Origin of the sequence: Lacticaseibacillus huelsenbergensis (assembly GCF_029726355.1) — a bacterium.
Taxonomy (GTDB): Bacteria; Bacillota; Bacilli; order Lactobacillales; family Lactobacillaceae; genus Lacticaseibacillus; species Lacticaseibacillus casei.
Window position 1 is genome coordinate 1,513,350 of the sequence record NZ_CP120687.1, and the last position, 20,788, is coordinate 1,534,137.

Sequence of the window (20,788 nt, forward strand, 5' to 3'; positions counted from 1 at the left end):
TAAGACCAAAGGAAGGAGCATCATCGTGACGAGCTTATTAAAACGCGTCCAATCATTACCCAAAGGCTTTGTCTGGGGCGGCGCAACCGCTGCGTATCAGGTGGAAGGTGCCACAAAAGTAGATGGCAAAGGCAAAACGATGTGGGATGACTATCTCAAAGCACAAGGCCGCTTTTCACCTGATCCTGCCAGTGACTTTTACCATCTGTATCCGGAAGACATTGAGCTTGCCAAACTATATGGTTTAAATGCGATTCGGGTATCGATTGCGTGGACACGGATTTTTCCCAAGGGATATGGCGAACCCAATCCTGCCGGCGTAGCATACTATCATCGCTTGTTTAAGTGTTGCCTGGACAACGGCATTACCCCATATGTTTCCTTGCATCACTTCGATTCACCAAAGACCTTATTTGATGATGGCGACTGGTTGAATCGCAAGAACATTGATTATTTTGTCGACTATGCTGACTTCTGTTTCAAAGAGTTTTCCGAAGTCAAAAATTGGTTCACGATCAATGAGCTGATTTCGCTAGCCTTTTCCCAATATATTCAAGGCAATTTTCCGCCAAATCATCATTTTGATGTGACAAGTGGGATCCAGGCCCAACATAACGAATTGTTGGCACATGCGCGGGCGGTCAATCTGTTCAAAGAGAAAGGTTATCAAGGGCGCATTGGATTGATTCATGTGTTGCAGCCGGTTTATCCGTATCCGGACACGCCGGCCAATGAGCATGCGGCAGCACTTGAAGATGCTTTTATGAACCGCTTCTTGCTGGATGGCACGTTTAAGGGTGAATATACACCGGAAACGATGGCGCTGATTAACGAATTGCTGGAAGCCAATGATGCCAAGCTGAAGATCGAACCGGGCGATATGGACATTCTGAAAAAGGCCTCCACGCAAAATGATTATTTTGGTATGAATTATTACCAGCCGTCTTTTGTCGCTGCCTATGAAGGTGAAAGTACCAATTCGTTCAATGGCACAGGAGAAAAGGGAACCAGTTCCTTCAAGTTCCAGGGTGTCGGCCAACATGTTAAGAAACCTGACGTGCCAACGACCGACTGGGATTGGAACATTTATCCCGCGGGCATGTACGATATGCTCAAACGCGTCGCGATGGAATACCCGAATAGCAAAACGATTTATATCACCGAAAACGGTCTTGGCTATAAGGACAAGTATGAAGGCATTGGTCAGCTTATTGACGATGAAAAGCGCATCGACTTTATTGACCAGCACGTTGAGGCACTGCTGAAGGCGCGCAGTGAAGGCGTTGACGTACAAGGTTACTTTGTCTGGTCATTGCAGGATCAGTTTTCCTGGGCCAATGGTTACAATAAACGCTATGGTTTGTTTTACGTGAATTTTGAAACACAGGCACGGGAAATCAAAAAAAGTGCGCTGTGGTTCAAGGAGCTAGGGCAGACACTAAAGGATTAATGGGATCACAAAAAGCAGACAGGTCATCAGCAAGTATCGGCTGATGACTGTCTGCTTTTTTGAATATAATACAATTTTGGTTCATTAGGAACGCGCTACAGGTAAACAGGTTGAGATGATTTAAGCCACCGGTTCTTTATCCGCCGCGTTAGCCTTTTCAACCGCCGCCATTGCCACAGCGTTGACCCAGTTGATCGGCTGATCGAAGTTTGGCTGGAACAGCATATCGACCATAGCGAGGGTTTCGATGGTCATGTGGGTTTGGATGGCCAAGGAGATGACATTGGCGCTTTGGCTGATGTCGTGTTTGGAGAAGAATGCGCCACCTTTAACTTCGTGCGTCTGCGGATCCCAGGTCAGGCTGCACAGGACCGGTGTGGTGGTGAGCATGAAGTCCGGGCGATAGTCTTGCTCAATGGTGACACTATCAAGTTTAAGTCCGCGAGCCTTCGCGCCTTCGGTTGTGAGCCCAGATGCGGCAATGGCATGATCAAAAAGTTCAACTGCCGAACTGGCTTGCGTGCCGAGGTACTTCTCGGTCGGGGCCACAATGTTTTTACCAACTAGAATGCCTTGACGAACAGCATTGGTTGCCAATGGAATATAGTCGTGCTTGCCCGTTGGATTATAATGCACAGCCGCGGTGTCACCGGCGGCAAAAATAGCTGGATCGCTGGTTTGCATGTAGGCATCAGTGATGATGGCGCCATTTGGCATGGTATCAAGATGATCCTTAAGCAAGTCGGTGTTTGGCCGGAAGCCGGTGCACAAAATCGCAATGTCGGCAGTATAGGTACCCTTGTCGGTTGTGACTACAGTCTCACCTTGATCATTTTTCGCAAAGCTGGTGACCATTTCGCCGAGTGCTAAGTGAACGCCATGATCGGTGTAAAGTTTTTCAACGCGATCGGTGATGGTGGCGTCAAAGTTCTTTGCCAACACCCGCGGCAGGCCGTCGATTAATGTGACCTGCTTATCGGTGACGGCATATTGTTCGGCAAGTTCAGCACCGATATAGCCGGCGCCGATGACAATCGCACTTTTAATGGTTGGCGCCAGATCTTTTAAGGTTTTGGCATCTTGCCAGTTCTTGCACAGGTGGACGTCCGTATCATGAATGCCCGGGATATTTGGAACGATCGGAGTAGAACCGGTGGTGTAAACCAGTTTGTCATAAGTATCAGTGGTGATCTCGCCAGTGTTTAGATCCTTGACTTCAACGGTTTTGGCGTCGGGGTCAACGCTGAGGACGTCATGCTCCATCTGCATATTGGCGCCAAGCTTGGCAAGCGCTTCGGGACTGGAATAGAACATCTTGTTAGGATCGCTGACATGATCACCGACCCACAAGGCGATGCCACAGGAGAGAAATGACAGGTTGTTGTTGCGCTCGTAAACGGTGACATTTGCGTCTGGGTGGTCGGTTAGAATCTGTTGGGTCGCAAACGTACCAGCATGGGTGGCACCGATAACAATAATTTTCATAGATAGAACGCTCCTTTGTATTTTTGATAATGATTTCACAAAGAAAGTGTAACACAATTAATTGTGTGCGGCTATATTGTCCGGGGTCTTTTTTGTGAAAAAATAGTTAAGAAGCGTTTTCACCATGTCCTGTTAATCTTGCAGCCAGCGGCCGATCATTTCTAAATGGTGCATCAACTGGAACTTCCGGACAACGCCAAGGCCGGGAAAATGGTGATCGGCAGCGGCCTTCATGAGCGCCGTCACTCCGGCCGTTTGTGCTTGGGGATGATAGGGCAGCCAGGCGGCAAGTTGTGTGAGGATTTCGAAAAATTTGGCTTGTGGGTTGGTGAAGTCTTCATTATTGACGGAGACAAAATGATGCAGCCGTAAGGAGCCGTCAGTTGCCGGGTAGACTAAGTGGATCGCCAAGGCGCGCTGAGGGAAGCCGTGCTCAAAGTAGTCTGAGGTGGCGAGCGGATAGTCAGCAAAGCCAACGCCGGGCAACATGTCAAGCGAGTACTGATAAAACTCGTCTTGCAGCAGGCCGTACGCCGATGTATGCGAATAGACGGTGAAATGGTCATTGAGATACACAGCATGCCGCAAACCTAACCGCCGAACCCGTGCCTCGTCCGGTACTAAAGCGAGTTGGCGGCGCGCCAGCAGTTTGGCTTGGGCAGCGGTGGTGGCAATGATCAATGGTGCTGGCTGGGCATCAAAAATCCGCGCGACTTGCACTGATGGACTAAGCATCGGCAGGTGGCGCGGTGTTGCCAACAGTCGGTAACTGCCGACTTGCGGATTCTGAATCACGTAGGCCGCGTGGGCAGTTTTCGTTAGTGCCTGCGTGGTCTTGGTCAAGCCGGGGATGTCTTTGACAGGTTCAAGCACCGGAATGACGGTCGCAGGTAGTCGCTGGCTGTTTGCCAAGGTGGTGATCGCTGCCAAGTCGTATAATTTTCCGCGAATGATAGGGAAATAGTTCATGATAAGCGATCCATTTTCAATGTTGCCACTTCCGCATTGAGGGCGTCGACTTCTTCTTGAAGCGCAGTGATGGTCGTGTTGTTGAGGTCATCGACAAACTGGTCATAAAGATTTTTATCGGGATGATAAATATCATAGTCAGCGGTTCGTTTTCGCAGTTCGGTAAACAATTCCGCAGTGGAAAATTGTCCGAGTCCTTTGGCGACTTGCTTGGCTTTGACGACTTCACGATTCAGACTGGCGATGAAATGATCGGTTAATTGTTCTTCCGCGACCTGTAAGCTCTGACGTCGCGCCGGTTTCGCGATTGTCAGCGTGCCAGGCGTGCTCACTGGAACGGCACTGGCAGCAATGGCCGCCTTGGAGAACGGGTGGTAGACGAAGACGCCGATGCCGGCTGGAATTTCGGCGACGACCGCTTGATAAAGCCGCTGTGGCAACACAAAGTAATTATAATGGCCAACAAAACTTAAGCGGGCCTGACTGTGGAAGTCCGCTTTCGTTACTTTTAGCTCAAAACAGCGCCAAATCGTTTCATTTTCCTGCTTTTGCCGTACCAAGGTGTCCACAATGCCGAAATCATCGGGCATCGTGACTTCTTCAACAGCAGTGGCCCCTTGTTCTTCCCAATAGGCATACAACGTCTTTTCTAGATCACGCGTGAGCTGGGTCTTCATGATGTGCCTCCCAAAAGTGAGTGAGTAACTGAGCGAGTTGCGCCGGATTGCGACTAACCTGAGCGTGCGTCCAGTGGTCCGGAAACAGGCGCGCGTACCGTGGCGTCACAAACCGCTCATCGATGAGCAAAATAACCCCGACATCCTTAGCACCACGAATCACTCGGCCCCCCGCCTGCAAAACATTGTTAAAGCCAGGCAGTTGATACGCATAGGCAAATCCCTGACCTGAATTTTGGTCAAAATAATCCCGCAGCTGATCGGTTTCCGCATTGAGTCCCGGTAAGCCAACCGAAACAATGGCAACGCCGATTAGCTGGGTACCGCGCAGATCAATGCCTTCTGCAAAAATTCCGCCAAGAACGGCAAAGCCAATCACTGGCTCATGGTCGGCTTTGAAATGATCAAGAAAAGCTTGACGATCCGCTTCGGTCATGGCATTTTCCTGGACGCAAGTTTTAAGCGCGGGATTGGCAGCGGTAAACGCGGCATAAGCGATTTTTAAATAAGCGTACGACGGGAAGAAGAAAAGGTAATGGCCTTTTTTGGCGCTGACTAAGGTTGTGAGACTCGCAATCAGTTGCGGCAGGTCCTGCTCGCGCCGGCGATACGTGGTGTTGACGCTTGTATCAACGATGACGGCCTGATTCTGCGGGTCAAACGGCGACGGTAAGGCGTAAGTCAGACTGTTGTCAACGCCGCCCAGTAACTTTTGAAAATAAGGCATCGGCGATAAGGTGGCGGAAAACAACACGGCACCGCGGCCCTTTTTCAGTGATTCATCGACAAAATGCGATGGATCCAGGCACAATTCTTTGACTGTGACAACGCCATGATCCTTAGTAATCTCGGTTTTGAACGTCTCATCGTAAAAATCGCCAATGCGCAAATATTGATTTGCCAGGAAGAAAACCGGTAACACGAGATCAACGGCGGGCTGCAAGGCGGGCGTTGGCGGTTCGGCTAACCAATCGTGGACTGTTTCGGTGAACTTGGCGAGGGCATTGGTAAGGTCATCAAGCGGGGCTTCTTCAAAAACAGGCGATTGTTTCATTAATCGCTGATCGGTGATGGCTGACAGGGTGTTTACGATCCGAGTGATGGCGCGCCGCAGCTTGGTGAGTGCCGCACCTTTGTATGGGGACAGTGCTTTCTTGAGGTTGGCAAAGTCCTGATCGGTGATGCTGGCGGTATACATGTCCCGCGCCCGACTCACGAGATTATGAGCCTCATCAACTAAGAAAAACTGACTGTCGTCGGCATCGCTAAAGAACCGCTGCAAAAAGACTAACGGATCAAACAAATAATTGTAGTCGCAAATAATAACGTCACAAAACAGGCTGGCGTCTAGCGAAAATTCAAATGGATCGACCGTGTGTTTTCGCGCATAAGTCTCGATGACGGATCGGGTGATTTGGTCTTCATGTGCTAGGAGGTCATGCAACGCTGACTTTAAGCGGTCGTAATAGCCCAGCATGTAAGGATTTTGACTGGGATCGTCTGGCTCATCGGCAAAAGTGATCGTGTCTTTAGCCGTCAGCGTGATACTTTTCGCCTTAAGCCCCGAGCCTGCCATCAACGCCATCGCTTGCTCGGCTACACGTCGCGTACTTTGCTTGGCGGTTAAATAAAACGCTCGCTGAATCAAGCCGCTGCCCATAGCTTTGACGGTCGGAAAAAGCGTCGAAATAGTTTTACCGGTACCGGTGGGCGCTTGGACGAAAAGGCGCGCGCTGCTGTAAATGGCTTTGTAAACCGCGGCGGCGAATTCGTGCTGGCCGGCACGATACTCGGGAAAAGGAAAATCAAGCGCATCAATCGACTCATTGCGGCGCTTGATGATGTCGCTGCGTAGCTTGAGCCAATCGGTGAATTCTGTCAGTAAATCCGTGAAATCATCAGCCAGTTCGGCAGCCGTTTTGGTTTCAGTGAAGCGAGTGACGGTGTCAGTGCTGGTTTGCACATACACCAAGGTGATGGTCGCGTGGTCAAGGTGACGTTGTTGACAAAGTAAGTGACCATAAATACGTGCTTGAGCCCAATAGCGATCCTTGGTATTTTGGGTGCACTCTTCCCATGGTCGGGCGCTGGTTTTGATTTCTTCGACGGTTAATGTCTTGTTGTCATCGGTCCAGATCCCATCGGCACGGCCTTCGAGTTGGTAATCTTCATCTTCGACGGTAACCGTGGTTTTTAAATAGACTTCTTTTTCGTAATCAGGCTCATGGTGAGCGGCCTGCAACTTGCGGTGGATCTGGCTGCCGATGATGGCGGTATTATTTGAATTGCTGGTAATCGGGTTGAGATCGCCGGTACGAACGGTTAACTCAACAAATTCCCGAATACCAATACGATTATGCGCCATCACCGGGTCCCCCTTTAATGTAGTTGAAAATATAACTAGCCTTCAGTATAGAACATACATTCTGTTTGGGAAAATGGCTCACCCATGATTTTTAAGGAATTCCGGGTGTTCCTTGGTTTTTATTTTAAATAGAGGCATAATAAGGGGTGTCAAGACATATGACAAATACGGCGGCTTGCAAACACTGTCGATCGGTAAGCCGCGACATCAAATGAGGGACATAAGATGAAGAAGACTAGTTTCTGGCGTTTGTTAGGTTTTTTGGGTGCGATTTTGGTCTTGTTGACCGCTTGCGGTAAGCAAAGTTCAGCAGCCAAATCGTCGTCATCCAGTGCACCAGTGAAAATTACATACTGGCACCGGATGACAGGTTCTTATGACAAAGCATTGAACAAGCTCATTACGAAGTTCAATCAAAGTCAAAAGAAATATAAAGTGGTTGCGACGTCACAGGGATCTTACAATGCGCTGCAGCAAAAGATTATGGCTGCAGGCAAATCCAAGACCTTGCCGACGATGGCCCAGTCACCTTATACCAATATTGGTGACTATGTGAAGAATCAACTGTTGTTACCGTTTGACTCCGAAATGTTGAACGGCTCGGATAAGTTGAGCAGTAGCCAACTTAAGGATATTTACCCAAGCTTTTTGGCCGCCGGGAAGTATAAAGGTAAATACTACGGTCTGCCATTCTCGGTTTCGACTTCGGTGCTTTTTTATAACAAGCGTCTGATGTCACAATATAATATCAGCATGCCAAAGACATGGGCAGATTTTGCGGCTGATCAGGATAAGTTAAAAGGGACGGACATTAACGCTGTCGAGCTGGATCAAAGTTACGATGTTCCGTTAGAAGGGATGGCTTACGGTGCAGGTAGTCAACTGATTACCCCAAAGCTAAAAGCTAACCTGAATGCACCTAAGACGTTGGCCGCCGTCAACCAGATTCTTGATCTGCGCAAGAGCGGCGCATTGAAGACGGCGGGTGAAGATCAGTACTTCAGCGTCCCGTTTGCAAATGGTAAAGCCGTCTTTGGAATTGGCTCATCAGCCACCGTGCCGGTCTTATTGCAACAGGCACCAAAGAATCTCGAATGGGGAACCGCTGTGATTCCTGAATATGAAGGCAAGCGCAGCAATCCATTAAACGGAAACTACAATGTCTTGTTCAAAGGCGCATCCAAGGCGCAACAAGCCGGCGCATGGGCATTCCAGAAATTCCTGTTGAAGTCGGAAAATGCTTCACAGTGGGCGATGGATTCCGGTTATGTACCAGTAACCAAGAGCGCATCCAACAGTACGACCTTTAAGAATTACCTGAAGAAACACGAGCAATACAAAGCAGCGGTTTCTGCCGTGCCGCAAAGCTTTGCATCAACCGTCTTTGCCGGCTACACAGATTACCGCAACGACCTTATGAGTACAGTTGACAGTACCTTGACGAAAAACGTCAGTGGCGAAACCGCATTTGATCAGCTGCAGAAGCAGACTGAGAAAATTTTGAAAGAAAATTAGTAATGGTGTTCCACTAGGTTAGTGGTACCTTTCATAGTCTGAAAAATGACCGAACTGCCAGATTTTTTGGCAAGTTCGGTCATTTGCTTACAGATTCAAATTTTATTTACGCTCATACGTAAGCACGAACCAGCCGTACACAAGAAATATGATGCCGAGTGTTGCGATTCCTAATGAGTTGATTAAAGTATCTATCGTCAGTCCGTCTTTCGAGGTGAACCAAATCAGAGCGCTGACAAACATGATCGCCCAACTGATTGAGTAAATCAAACATGCCTTTTTATGCGATTTCATAGCATCTTAAAACCTCCATGCTGAGTAAATTGGTGACATGATATTTGGAAATAATGTCATTGTACCGTTAACCGAAACTAATAATCAAATAATGTTATGATTACAAAAAGAACTATCTAATTATTAGCTAAGAACTTTATTTATATACCAATGCTTATAACCCCAAAACTTTATAAAATTACTTAACTACAAGGAAATATGAAACTCATTTTGCCGATTTTTTTGCTGGTTCAATTGGCGAAATACCGTAACTGTGGCGTATTCAACGCAGACACAATTCCCTTATGGCGTTTGCGTCACCCAACCTCGGTGGGCTATGATGGTCGGAGGATTGTTAAGTATTAAAGGAGACCATTATGGAAATCAATGTACACAAGTTTCAGGAAGCAGTTTTAGCAGGCACTTTCGAGCATACAGAAGTGCATCTGACCGCAGCCGCTTTTAAGAAAGACGGCGTTGATGCCGCGATGGAGAAGGTGTTTGCGGATGTCCGCAGCGCAATCGAAAAGAACCAGTTGATTCAGGCTGATTTGGTCATCGACTTTCCTGAGCCGACCACAATCACAGTTGAAACCGGCGTGATCAACCTGCCGTTTGCCAACGTCAACAAAATTACGAACTTCCTTGAACCGGATGAAATCGTCCCGGTCCGCGTTTATTTAATCGTGACTTCGCCGTTTGTCAACGTTTCCGGCTTGCGGATTGACGAAGCTGCAACGGCCGCTGATTATCTGCAGGACTTCGCAACGATCAATGACCAGATGATTGCCTCCGTTCAGGAAAAACTGGATCACATTCAAACCGAGATGGCTAAGCCTAAGGAAATCGCCAAAGAAGTTCCAGCCAATAAACAAAAACCGACAGCCAAAAAAACAACCAGACGGACTGCCACGAAGAAACGCACCACGACGCGAAAAACCACCAAGAAAACGGCAACTGCAAGTAAAGCAGCGGCGAAAACCACCACAGCCAAAAAGACAACGACACGAAAAACCGCTAAAAAGTAAACGAGAAAATGTTGTTCCGAATAGCCAGTGATACTTAGTTGGATCGCTGGCTATTTTCATGCACGCAGAAATGGACATCTCAATGTTCAAAAACGTAAACAACGATGCGGTAACAATTCATCTGAGGAAAACGTGAGAATGATATGTGAAAACGGTCGATTGAATTGAAATGAAAACGATTGCATATTATTCTTGTGATGTTGGCGGAATAGGCCAATTTCGTTTTAGACACCAACCATAGGGGAGGTCGAATTTTTGAAAAAGCAGGGGATACACGTTTGGCTCTTGGCACTTGCGGTACTACTGGGTATTGCCGTGGGTTTGAAGCAGCCGCCGAAGCAGGTCGCAGCTGCCGATAATCGATTGCAAAGTGTCTTTTCGATTGATGCTGGGCGGAAATACTTTTCGGTTGATCAGTTGGAAACGATCATTGATCGGGCGCACACGGACGGATACACCGATGTGCAGATTTTATTGGGTAATGATGCGTTACGCTTCATGCTGGATGATATGAGTCTGACCGTTGACGGGAAAACATATGCCAGCGATGCGGTTAAGCAAGCCGTACTTGCCGGGAATCAGACTTACTACAACGATCCAAACGGCAATGCCTTGACGCAAGCCGACATGAATGCGGTTTTAAAATATGCTGCAGCGCGCGACATTAACATTATTCCGCTGATCAATAGTCCCGGCCATATGGATGCGATTTTGACCGCGATGACGAAGCTTGGGATCAAAAATCCGGCGTTTAATGGCTCCAAACGAACAGTTGATTTGAATAACGACACAGCCATTGCGTTCACCAAGGCTTTGTTGCAAAAGTACGTTAGCTATTTTAAAGACCACGCCACGATTTTTAATTTCGGCAGCAACGAATATGCCAACGATGTCGATACCGGCGGCTGGGCCAAGCTGCAACAAACCGGCACTTATCGCAAATTTGTGGCGTATGTAAATGACTTGGCTCAGATGGCGGAAAATTCCGGATTGAAGCCAATGGTGTTTAATGATGGGATTTATTACAACGATCGCACGGATTTCGGTACGTTTGACCAGAATCTCATTGTGTCTTATTGGACGGCAGGGTGGTTTGGCTATGACGTTGCCAAGCCGGAATTTCTGGCGAATAAAGGCTTAAAGATCATGAATACCAACGATGGCTGGTACTGGGTGTTAGGGCGCATGACCGGCAATCTGTATAGTTATGAGACTGCGGTTGCCAGCTTAAAGAGCAAAAAATTTACGGATGTACCGGGCGCTAGCAGCACGGTTCCGATTATCGGCAGTGTTCAGGCAGTTTGGGCCGATAACCCGAGCGCACAGCTGGATATGCCTGCACTCCTGAAACTGATGGATCAATTTTCCACCACATATACTGCCTACATGCCACGGCCGGCGGATTACAGCAAAGTTGACGCTGCGATTGCCACCGTGCCGCGGCAACTGAGCCAGTATACGGATGCTTCGTTAGCCAAATTAGAAGCAGCACTTAATGCGGTGATCCGCGGTAAAAAGGCCAATGAGCAGGCAATCGTTGATGGCTATGCCCAAGCGATTACCGCTGCCGTTAAGGGCCTGCAGCTGCGTGGCGCTGATTACAGCCAAGTCGATGCCGCGACCGCAACGGCCAAAAAGTTAGACCGGCAGCATTACCAAGACTTTGCTGCAGTTGATGCTGCGATTGCGGCTGTGAAACGCGGTTTGGACATCACCCAACAAAATAAGGTCGACGCTATGGCGAATGCGATTCAGGCGGCGATCAAAGGACTGGCACTTAAACCGACACCACCAAAAGTGCCAACGCCGTCAACACCGGAACCCGCACCAAAACCGACAGCGGCCGCGCCAGCAAAAGAGACAAACAAGCAACCGCCGCTACCAGGTACGGCAGAAGCAACAACACCAGCACTAATGCTCGCAGGCGCTTCGTTGCTCGCCAGCATGGGCCTGTTATACTGGCGCCGTCGTATGACAGATTAGTTATTTTTAAACTGACAATAACGCCCGCTGCGCTTAATTGCGCAACGGGTTTTTGGTTGCCCAAAACCGGTCAAGTGGCCGGCAACGACCCGTTTACCAGCGAAAGGAGCCAACATGAACCACAATTTCTGGAAACAATGTGCAACAGCAGTGCAAAAATTGCGCTTTCATAAATGCAAAAGCAAGCGTTTGCAACAGCTTACAGGCGGTCTAGACTTTTTAATTGGAAAGGGGGAACGGCAATTTGAAAGATAAAAAGCTGTTGATTCTGGACTTTTTACTGAAGCACGGCACGGTTCATTACGATCAAATTGCCGAAGCGACCGGACTTTCCGAGCGGACCGTTGGCAATTACTTAAATCGGCTGGACGCGGACTTATCGCCATATGCCGTCAAATTGGTGCGCAAGCGCAATGTCGGCGTCTCTTTAGACGGGCCGGCCGACCAAAAAGCCCATTTGTTGCGCAGCATTCATGGTCAGGAAGGGTTCACCTCGCAAACAGCGCGTGAGCATTATCTAATGATCAAGTTGCTGCTAACCAACCGGCCGTATACCCTCAGCAAGCTTGCTGACGACCTATTTGTTAGTCGCCGAACCATCGACAACGACTTTAAGTCCGTCAAGCGAGTCTTCCGAGAAAATCACGTAACCGTGCAAACCAGTCGAACCGGTATTCAGGTGACCGCCTCCGAATCACGGCGGCGCCATATGTTGGCAAAATTGCTTCGCGGTTACTGGGGTGAAAGCCTGTCCGTTGCCAAGCAAAAAGACGGCGAGGTGGTCCAGCAGATCCAGTTGCCGGCGTATCTGAATCATTTAGTCAATCCAGCGACCACCAAGGCGGTTATGCAGAGCTTGGCTGAATTTCTGAAACAGTCAGACTTGATCTTTTCAGATTATGCACTGCAATCGTTGGCCATTCATCTCATTATCGCTTGCGAGCGCCCCAAAAAAGCCGCACCGGCACCGGTTCACCCAGCGCCACTGCTGCCGGAAACCAAGCAATTATTAACCCTTGTGACGAAGCATGTGCACCGGACGCTGGACAATGCCGACGCGCAACAAATCAATGCTCACATAGCGGCGATTCTGGATCGGCAGGTCAGTGATGCCCCGGCCGCAAGCATTGAGGAGCAGGCAGCACCGGTACTTAGACAGCAGATTGCCGGGTGGCTAACCGGGATATCGCCGGACACGCGGTTACTGGAAGATTTAAGCGTTCATCTCAGCGGCGCACTGGCCCGGATTTCCCGGGGGATGACGATTCCCAATCCCTATACGGAAGAGATCAAACGCAACTTTCCAATGGCGTTTGATGCGGCTGCTCAGCTAAGTATGGCCGTTGCAAAACACTACCATGTCACCTTTAACGATGACGAGTCCGGCTTTCTCGCCCTACATTTTGAATCCTTCTTCGAACGGCAACATGCCGCAGACCGCATTTCAACGGTGGTGGTTTGTTCCAGCGGTGTCGGGACCAGCCGCTTGCTCGCCCAACGCCTGGAAGAACGCTTCCGTGAAAAGTTAGTCATCACTCGGACAATCGGCTTGGCAGACCTGATGCGGCAAACGATTCCCGAGACGTTGATTATCAGCACGGTGCCGATCCAAGGGATGCGCCAACCAGTGGTGATCGTGAATCCGTTGTTGTTGCAACATGACATCGAAAAAGTCGCGCAGCAAGCTGATCGCCTGCGTTTTGGAACAGATGGCGATGCTTTTCTCAGCCTGTTAGATCCAAAACTGGTTTTGCCGAATTTGCCGCAGACTGATCAACATGCGGCCATGCAGGCAATGATTCGGCAACTGACAAAAAACGGTGTGTTTGAAGACGAAACGTTGCCGCTGAAACTGGCCGAAGATCGCGAAAAGCTCGCGACAACGGCGATGCGCCTCGTCGCGATTCCCCATATCTCGCCGGAAATGGTTCAGCGGCCGGCAATTGCGCTTGGACTGGCACCCGAAGGCATCGACTGGTCCGGGCAGAAGGTCAAAGTGGTCTTTTTCCTCGCACTCAATGCGGCTGCACCCAGCGATCAGCGCCGCATCTACCAAGTCATGAATCGAATGATTGATGATCGCCTATTTTGCGAAAAGCTGGCACAAAGTCCGACCCCAGCCAGCGCGTTAAGAATCTTATCTGAATATGTTCATAAAGGAGCGAACGAATTTGAATGAAGTCAATGTCACCACTGATGTCCACACCGATGTTGCCGTCCCTGCCGATAAACATGCGGCACTTGGGACCATTGCAACGATTTTAAGCACGAACCGCCCAATTTCAGCTGATGAGTTGCGTGATAACCTCATTGCACGCGAAGACGAAAGCAGCACGGGATTTGGTAACGGCGTAGCTATCCCACACGCCAAGGTCAACGGATTAACTGAACCTTTTGTTGGCGTCGTGACGTTTAAACAGCCTGTTGCGTGGGATTCTTTGGACGGTCAGCCTGTCTCGATCGCCATTGTCCTGGTAATGCCAGATCAAAACGGTGCGGACAGGCTGCATTTGAAAATGTTGTCGAAACTGGCGCGTAAGTTAATGGACGATGATTTTATCAAAGCCTTGAAGGACGCGCAGCACGATGGTTCACAAATGACCAAAGTACTGGATCAAGTTTTGTAAAAGGGGGAATTTTTGATGGCAAGTTTTGTTGGTGTTACCAAATGTCCGGTTGGCATTGCCCACACCTATATGGCAGCCGAAAAGCTGCAAAAAACCGGGCAGGCTGACGGCTATAAAGTTAAAGTTGAAACGCAAGGTGCGTCAGGCACTGAAGATAACTTAACCGCTGATGAGATTAAAGCTGCTGATTTTGTTGTTTTGGCCATTGATGTAGCCATTGATGGCATGGAGCGGTTTGTCGGCAAGCGCGTTGTCTTTTCAACGACGGCGGAGGCGATTAAGGATCCGCAAAAGCTGGTTGATGAAGGTAAGCATGCCGATGTTTATACTGGTGAAAAACAGCACACTGCTGAAAATGAAGCCGATGCTGAATCCGAAGACACGGCCCATGAGCAGAGTCCCGTGATTAAACAGTTGCTAAACGGGGTTTCCCACATGATTCCGTTTGTCGTAATTGGCGGGTTATTCATTGCCTTGTCCATCGCATTGGGTGGCCATGCGACCGCTAAAGGGATGGTTGTAGCGCCTAATACGATTTGGTCAACGATGAATCAAATTGGGACGATTGGCTTTAGTTTGATGATTCCGATCTTGGCCGGCTTTATTGCGTACGCGATTGCCGGCCGCGCAGCCTTGGCTCCGGCGATGGTCGGCGCTATGGTTTCTAACACGCCAGCTATTTTAGGTACCAAAGCAGGGACCGGTTTTCTGGGTGCCATTCTAGTTGGTTATGCTGCTGGTTATTTAACCAAGTGGATGAACTCCTGGCCGATTCCTAAGAGTCTGCGGGCCGTGATGCCGATTTTCGTCATTCCGCTGCTCGGCACTGCAATTATCAGTGCAGCCTTTGTCTATCTGCTGGGTAGTCCGATTTCCTGGTTGATGACGGCACTGCAAAACCTGTTGACGTTCTTGTCCAAGAGTCCGTCCACGAGCGTTGTCTTAGGGCTTGTTTTAGGTGCGATGGTTTCAATTGATATGGGTGGTCCGATCAATAAGGTTGCCTTTCTTTTCGGGGTCGCGTCCATTACTGCAGGCACGCCTGAAATTATGGGTGCCGTTGCCTGCGCGATTGCCGTACCGCCGTTGTCATCCGGGATTGCGACGTTGTTCAAGTCGGAATTGACCAGTGATGAAGAAAAGACGGCTGGCGTATCGGCCATTTTGATGGGGCTGATTGGTATTACCGAAGGCGCGATTCCGTTAGCAACCGCACATCCTAAACAAGTTTTCCCGGGCATTATTATCGGTTCCGGGGTGGCCAGTGCTGTGGGGATGGTCTTCCACATTACCGATGCCGTGCCGCATGGTGGCCCGATTGTCGGCGTACTGGGTGCGACGAACAACTTAGGCTTATTCTTCCTGTCAATTTTAATTGGGGTCATCGTCTCGACCGCCATTATCGTATTCCTCAAGCAGCGCGCTGTTGCCCATCAAAAGAGCATGGCATCTGCTGAATGACGCAAATCAGCCCGCTGCGCATCTCTTGCGTAGCGGGCTGTCAGTGTTTTCCAACACCAAGGATCATCATAGTGGTTAATTGTGATGAAACGTTGAATCAATTAACGAGTTTGGTTAACTTTAAAAATTCATAATGCGGTATTTTGATGAAGGGGAGCATCCGATATCGGGTGATTGGCCTAGAGCAATCGTGTATAATGGGAGTCGATAGCAGGAAAAAGCAGTCATGACACAGCCAACTGCTGGTCAACGCGACTAAAAGGAAGTGGATCTTTTGACAGAACCATTATTTTTGAAACCATACTTCAATCCCAAAATTTGGGGCGGACGTAAACTTAAAACAGAATACGGGTTTGATATTCCTGACGGTAAAATCGGTGAAGCCTGGATCATCTCAGGGCATCCGCATGGACCGGCAACGATTGAAAATGGGCCGCTCAAAGGCAAGACGTTGCGTGAAGCCTGGCATGAAGACCCGGCTTATTTCGGGCCGCAGCATAGCCAGGAATTTCCGCTTTTGGTGAAAATTTTGGATGCCGAAGCGAGCCTGAGTGTACAGGTGCATCCGGATGACGCATACGCAGCTGCTCATGAGGCCAAGGGCGAGCTGGGTAAAACCGAATGCTGGTATATTTTGCAAGCTGATCCGGGATCATACTTGATTTACGGTCATCATGCCAAGACGCGTGAACAACTGAAGGACATGATCGAGGCCGGCGACTGGGAGCATCTGTTGCGCAAATATCCGGTGAAAACCGGTGACTTTGTTTATGTGCCAAGCGGGACGATTCATGCACTTAACAAGGGGATTGTCGCTTTGGAAACCCAACAGAGTTCGGATACGACATATCGGCTGTATGATTACGACCGAACCGACGATCAAGGCCATAAACGCGAGCTGCATATCAAGCAAAGCCTTGACGTGACCACCGTACCGTTCCAGGATCCGAAGCTGGACATTACCAAGCAGCAAGTACCAGGCGGCCAGATCACGACCTTTGTCAAGCCACCGTTGTCGCCACATTTTGCCGTTTATCGTTTGGATATTGACGGCACGATGCCGTTTACCCAGCAAGCACCTTATACCAATGTCACCGTTCTCGAAGGCGAAGGCACCTTCACGGCAGACGGTCAGGATTATCCGATTAAAACCGGTGACAGCTTCCTGATTCCTAACCAAATCAAGGCATGGCAGTTCACCGGCAAACTTGCCATTGTCACATCGACACCGGGTGTGGATGCATAATTGGAAAGTGGCGAGCCAATCAATCTCATGCCGTGCCAAACTCCGCAATCTCCGGCCAGCTGGGGTGGCGACGCGAAGCTAGAGCGGAGGGCACGGCTGATCCCCATCTGGCCCCCGATTGCTCCGCCTTGGCACTAGGATCTAGTAATACCAACAAACTACCCATGAAGAAATTAACAACGAACTTACCTCTCATCAACATTTTGAGGTAGGTTCGTTTTTTACTGTCGCGAATTGTCTGACAGTCGCTTTCCTATAAGCATTTGAAAGCTTCATTAGCACCCGAAAAATTAGCCAAAAATGAGAACGCTTTCGTATTGATATTTTTATATCAAGCAGTTGGTTAAGCGAGAGAAAATCTGAATATTTGCGTCTGTGGTATCTTTTCGTGACAACATCGTGCGACTGGTATGGACCACGGCAAATCAAAAGGGCAGATTCGCCAGATTAGAATTAGATCGTTTCCGTTGACAATCAGAAGTGCAAGCGCATACACTACTAAGTGGTTGGTACCACGTGGAGGTGAGGATATGGAAAAGGTTCCGTTGACTAAACAGCTGGTAGATCAGCTGGAGACATTTATCAAGGAAAAACTTCAGCCCAATGACAAGTTGCCGTCCGAGCGGGATCTTAGCGAACTGTACCATGTCAGCCGAAATACGGTTCGGTCAGCGCTGGACGAATTGTTCCTGCGCGGCTTCATTTATCGCAGTACCGGAAAAGGCACGTTTGTTGCGGAACGATTTGACGAACGAACCGATGTCAGCGGCTCGTACAGTTTTACCAAACAGATGCTAGCCATGAATCGCCAACCCGTGACCAAGATTCAGCGGCTGGAAAAAATCGCGGTACCGGCAAATATTGCCAAGCGGATGCGCATCGATCCAGGGACGCCGGTTTATGTATTGGATCGACTCCGGATTGCGGACAAACTACCGATGATGATCGAACGCAGTTACTTACCGGCGTTAACCGTGCCGGATCTTGAAAAAGACGCTTTGGAAAAGTCACCGTTGTATGACTGGCTGGAAGAGCACTACGGCATCCATATTGCGTCGGTTGACGAAGCGTTCTTCGCCGGCTTGGTTTCACCGGAAGACGCCAAGCTGCTCAGGGTCGCGCCGGCATCGGCATGCTTGAACATTCGGCGGACGACTTTTGCAGACACTGGCGAGATCGTTGAGTATACCTTGAGCGTGGCGCGGGCCGATCAATTTGTTTATCACGTTCATCATGTTAATCACTAGGAGGATGGATAATTTGTTTGAAAAGACAACTGAAGAATTAACCAAATTAGGGGCACAGATTACGACCGCTGAGATCAAACAGCAGCCGGAGTTGTGGCAAGAAGCGTTTGACAATTACACCCGTGACAAAGAAAAGATTACTGCTTTTTTGAAACAGGTCACGGATGCCGCTAACGGTAAGCAGGTTCGGGTTATTTTCACCGGTGCCGGGAGCTCCCAGTATGTCGGCGACACGGTAACCCCGTACTTGCGGGCACATGGCGATCGCAGCAAGTTTGTGTTTGAATCAATCGGTTCGACCGACATCGTGTCAGCACCTTACGATTTTCTAGAAGCTGACACACCAACGATTCTGGTTTCCTTTGCTCGTAGCGGGAACTCGCCAGAAAGCTTGAAGACGGTTGAACTAGCGGAACAAGTGGTGCATAACCTCTATCAAATCAGCATTACCTGTGCGCCTGAAGGTCAGTTGGCTAAGAAATCCGCCAGCGAAGGCAAGACGTTACTGCTGTTGCAACCGGCTGGCTCTAACGACAAAGGCTTTGCGATGACCGGCAGCTTCTCCTGCATGACATTGAGTGCACTGCTGGTATTTGATACCGCTAGTGACGCGGACAAACAACAGTGGGTCAAGGCGATCGCTACGATGGGTCAAGAAGTCGTTGATCGCGAAGCTGAAGTTCAAAACGTCATCAATCGCGATTTCGAACGCATCGTTTATCTGGGCTCCGGCAGTCTCGGTGGATTAACTCGGGAAACGCGGCTGAAGGTTTTGGAACTGACAGCTGGCCAATACGCCACGATGTTTGACACGTCAATGGGCTTCCGTCATGGTCCTAAGAGCTTTGTGAATGACAAGACCTTGCTGTTCGACTTTGTCAGCAACAATGCCTACACCCGTCAATATGACATTGACGTGCTTGAAGAAGTCAAAGGCGACAAGATTGCTCCTTCAGTGATGGCAGTTGGCACCAAGCAAGACCAGAACTTCTCAGGCGACGGTTTCTATTTTGAAAATGGCCTAAAAGATCTTCCTGAGGGTTATCAGGCTTTGCCGGACGTGATGTTTGCCCAGACCTTGGCACTTTTGGCTTCCATCAAGGTTGGCAACTTACCTGACACTCCATCACCGACCGGAACCGTTAATCGGGTGGTCAAAGGGGTTATCCTCCACGACTATTCAGGTCAGGAATAAGGTTGGCGTTGTCATGGTGCAAGCCGGCAAGAAAATCGCGTCGGGTTGCATCGCTTAAACTGGGAGGCAAATGTTCATGAGTTATTACATTCACGCCGCAAAGTTTTTCCTTAAACATGCGACTGAAATCGGCGGCTATCTGGAAATTACCGATGACGGAGAATTCGGCGAGTATCTACCGGAAAATGCCAAGCCGGATGGCGACATCGTGGAACAACCCGGTAAGTTGATCGCGCCGGGCTTGGTTGACACTCACATTCACGGCCTTTTGGGTCATGATGTGATGGACAACAGTTGGGACGGCATTGAGACAATGAGCCAGAACTTGGTAAAAGCCGGCGTCACCAGCTGGCTGCCGACCACTTTGACCGGTTCATTTGATCAGCTGAACGACGTCTGCAAAACCATCGCCGCACATGCTGGAGAAGAAACCGGCGCTAAGATCCAAGGCATCTATTTTGAAGGCCCGTACTTCACCGCGAAACACAAGGGCGCGCAGAATCCGAAGTACTTCAAAAACCCGAGTGAAAAAGAATACGATGCTTGGCAAACGTCTGCCAATGGCCTCTTGAAAAAGATTGCCATTGCGCCTGAGCGTGACGGTGCCGTTGCCTTTACGCGGTATGCGACTGCCGACGGAACTGTGGTCGCACTTGGCCACAGCGATGCCACGTTTGAACAGGCAAAGGCATGCGTTGATGCTGGTGCGACCGTCTTCACCCACACGTTCAATGGCATGAGTCCGTTGAATCATCGGGAACCCGGCATGGTCGGGGCCGCGATGTACCTGCAAGGCGTTGACGACGAGTTGATCTGCGACGGCCACCATGTACGGCCTGAAGTTGCCACCACGTTAATTCGGCTAAAAGGTGCGGAACATATCGCGCTGATCACCGATTGTATGCGGGCCGGTATGATGCCGGATGGCGATTATGTTTTGGGCGAATTCCCGGTTTATGTCAAAGACGGCATGGCGCGGTTGAAAGATGGCGATAGTTTAGCCGGTTCCGTGTTGGAATTAAAAGATGCGTTGACAAATTTGCTGACATGGAATGCGGCGACACCGGAAGCGATCATTCGGATGGCGACCCAAACGCCAGCTGTTTCGTGCAACATTGATGGTCAGTGCGGCAGCATTTTACCAGGACGAGCTGCTGATTATCTGGTGCTGGATACCGATTTGACGCTTCAGGCAACGTATTTAGACGGCAAAATGGTTTATCAAGCCGAAGCATGAGAGCTTATGTGACACAAAACCTGTGAAAAT

At 49.4% G+C, this 20,788-nt stretch carries 15 protein-coding genes; 11 read left to right on the plus strand and 4 right to left on the minus strand.

Annotated elements, in window-relative coordinates; genetic code table 11:
- Positions 1 to 25: 25 nt before the first annotated feature.
- A complete protein-coding gene (gene lacG, locus LHUE1_RS06830) occupies positions 26 to 1,450 on the plus strand; it encodes a 6-phospho-beta-galactosidase (protein WP_049172052.1) in 1,425 nt (474 codons plus the stop codon).
- Positions 1,451 to 1,570: 120 nt separating this feature from the next.
- Here the strand turns inward: lacG and LHUE1_RS06835 are convergent, their stop codons facing one another.
- The 4 genes from LHUE1_RS06835 to LHUE1_RS06850 form a co-directional block, all read right to left on the minus strand.
- A complete protein-coding gene (locus LHUE1_RS06835; protein ID WP_277848190.1) occupies positions 1,571 to 2,935 on the minus strand; it encodes an FAD-dependent oxidoreductase in 1,365 nt (454 codons plus the stop codon).
- A gap of 132 nt (positions 2,936 to 3,067) precedes the next feature.
- On the minus strand, positions 3,068 to 3,904 hold the full coding sequence (locus tag LHUE1_RS06840; RefSeq protein WP_213291467.1) for a sce7725 family protein: 837 nt from the start codon (positions 3,902 to 3,904) through the stop codon (positions 3,068 to 3,070).
- Complete coding sequence (locus LHUE1_RS06845; protein WP_049172048.1) at positions 3,901 to 4,581, minus strand: hypothetical protein; 681 nt, start codon at positions 4,579 to 4,581, stop codon at positions 3,901 to 3,903. Before LHUE1_RS06845 ends, LHUE1_RS06840 begins: the two co-directional genes overlap by 4 nt.
- Positions 4,559 to 6,946 (minus strand): ATP-dependent DNA helicase, encoded by a 2,388-nt coding sequence (locus tag LHUE1_RS06850; protein WP_213291466.1) that lies wholly within the window; start codon positions 6,944 to 6,946, stop codon positions 4,559 to 4,561. Before LHUE1_RS06850 ends, LHUE1_RS06845 begins: the two co-directional genes overlap by 23 nt.
- 225 nt (positions 6,947 to 7,171) lie before the next feature.
- Between LHUE1_RS06850 and LHUE1_RS06855 the strand changes: the two genes are divergently transcribed.
- The 10 genes from LHUE1_RS06855 (at position 7,172) to nagA (ending at position 20,758) form a co-directional block, all read left to right on the plus strand.
- Entirely contained in the window at positions 7,172 to 8,461 is a 1,290-nt protein-coding gene (locus LHUE1_RS06855; RefSeq protein WP_049172044.1) for an ABC transporter substrate-binding protein, read from the plus strand.
- A 650-nt stretch (positions 8,462 to 9,111) separates the two neighbouring features.
- Complete coding sequence (locus tag LHUE1_RS06860; protein WP_049172041.1) at positions 9,112 to 9,762, plus strand: hypothetical protein; 651 nt, start codon at positions 9,112 to 9,114, stop codon at positions 9,760 to 9,762.
- Positions 9,763 to 10,017: 255 nt separating this feature from the next.
- The gene (locus LHUE1_RS06865; protein ID WP_277848191.1) at positions 10,018 to 11,745 is read left to right on the plus strand and encodes a family 20 glycosylhydrolase; all 1,728 of its coding nucleotides are present in this window, start codon (positions 10,018 to 10,020) and stop codon (positions 11,743 to 11,745) included.
- Between the two features lie 244 nt (positions 11,746 to 11,989).
- Positions 11,990 to 13,924 (plus strand): BglG family transcription antiterminator, encoded by a 1,935-nt coding sequence (locus LHUE1_RS06870; RefSeq protein ID WP_049172037.1) that lies wholly within the window; start codon positions 11,990 to 11,992, stop codon positions 13,922 to 13,924.
- A complete protein-coding gene (locus LHUE1_RS06875; RefSeq protein WP_049172035.1) occupies positions 13,917 to 14,372 on the plus strand; it encodes a PTS sugar transporter subunit IIA in 456 nt (151 codons plus the stop codon). The genes LHUE1_RS06870 and LHUE1_RS06875 overlap by 8 nt, the downstream gene beginning before the upstream one ends.
- A gap of 15 nt (positions 14,373 to 14,387) precedes the next feature.
- On the plus strand, positions 14,388 to 15,833 hold the full coding sequence (locus LHUE1_RS06880; RefSeq protein WP_277848192.1) for a PTS fructose transporter subunit IIC: 1,446 nt from the start codon (positions 14,388 to 14,390) through the stop codon (positions 15,831 to 15,833).
- Positions 15,834 to 16,107: 274 nt separating this feature from the next.
- Entirely contained in the window at positions 16,108 to 17,079 is a 972-nt protein-coding gene (gene manA / locus LHUE1_RS06885) for a mannose-6-phosphate isomerase, class I (RefSeq protein WP_049172031.1), read from the plus strand.
- A 530-nt stretch (positions 17,080 to 17,609) separates the two neighbouring features.
- Complete coding sequence (locus tag LHUE1_RS06890) at positions 17,610 to 18,326, plus strand: GntR family transcriptional regulator (protein WP_277848193.1); 717 nt, start codon at positions 17,610 to 17,612, stop codon at positions 18,324 to 18,326.
- A 13-nt stretch (positions 18,327 to 18,339) separates the two neighbouring features.
- On the plus strand, positions 18,340 to 19,521 hold the full coding sequence (locus tag LHUE1_RS06895) for an SIS domain-containing protein (protein ID WP_049170478.1): 1,182 nt from the start codon (positions 18,340 to 18,342) through the stop codon (positions 19,519 to 19,521).
- A 76-nt stretch (positions 19,522 to 19,597) separates the two neighbouring features.
- On the plus strand, positions 19,598 to 20,758 hold the full coding sequence (gene nagA / locus LHUE1_RS06900; RefSeq protein WP_277848194.1) for an N-acetylglucosamine-6-phosphate deacetylase: 1,161 nt from the start codon (positions 19,598 to 19,600) through the stop codon (positions 20,756 to 20,758).
- Positions 20,759 to 20,788 lie beyond the last annotated feature (30 nt).

What these genes read in the sequence shown, in the direction of transcription:
- LHUE1_RS06840 (WP_213291467.1), bottom strand. Translation starts at nt 3,904, where the DNA reads ATGAACTATTTCCCTATCATTCGCGGAAAATTATACGACTTGGCAGCG.
- nagA (WP_277848194.1), top strand. Translation starts at nt 19,598, where the DNA reads ATGAGTTATTACATTCACGCCGCAAAGTTTTTCCTTAAACATGCGACT.
- LHUE1_RS06845 (WP_049172048.1), bottom strand. Translation starts at nt 4,581, where the DNA reads ATGAAGACCCAGCTCACGCGTGATCTAGAAAAGACGTTGTATGCCTAT.
- LHUE1_RS06855 (WP_049172044.1), top strand. Translation starts at nt 7,172, where the DNA reads ATGAAGAAGACTAGTTTCTGGCGTTTGTTAGGTTTTTTGGGTGCGATT.
- LHUE1_RS06835 (WP_277848190.1), bottom strand. Translation starts at nt 2,935, where the DNA reads ATGAAAATTATTGTTATCGGTGCCACCCATGCTGGTACGTTTGCGACC.
- LHUE1_RS06860 (WP_049172041.1), top strand. Translation starts at nt 9,112, where the DNA reads ATGGAAATCAATGTACACAAGTTTCAGGAAGCAGTTTTAGCAGGCACT.
- LHUE1_RS06890 (WP_277848193.1), top strand. Translation starts at nt 17,610, where the DNA reads ATGGAAAAGGTTCCGTTGACTAAACAGCTGGTAGATCAGCTGGAGACA.
- LHUE1_RS06850 (WP_213291466.1), bottom strand. Translation starts at nt 6,946, where the DNA reads ATGGCGCATAATCGTATTGGTATTCGGGAATTTGTTGAGTTAACCGTT.
- LHUE1_RS06880 (WP_277848192.1), top strand. Translation starts at nt 14,388, where the DNA reads ATGGCAAGTTTTGTTGGTGTTACCAAATGTCCGGTTGGCATTGCCCAC.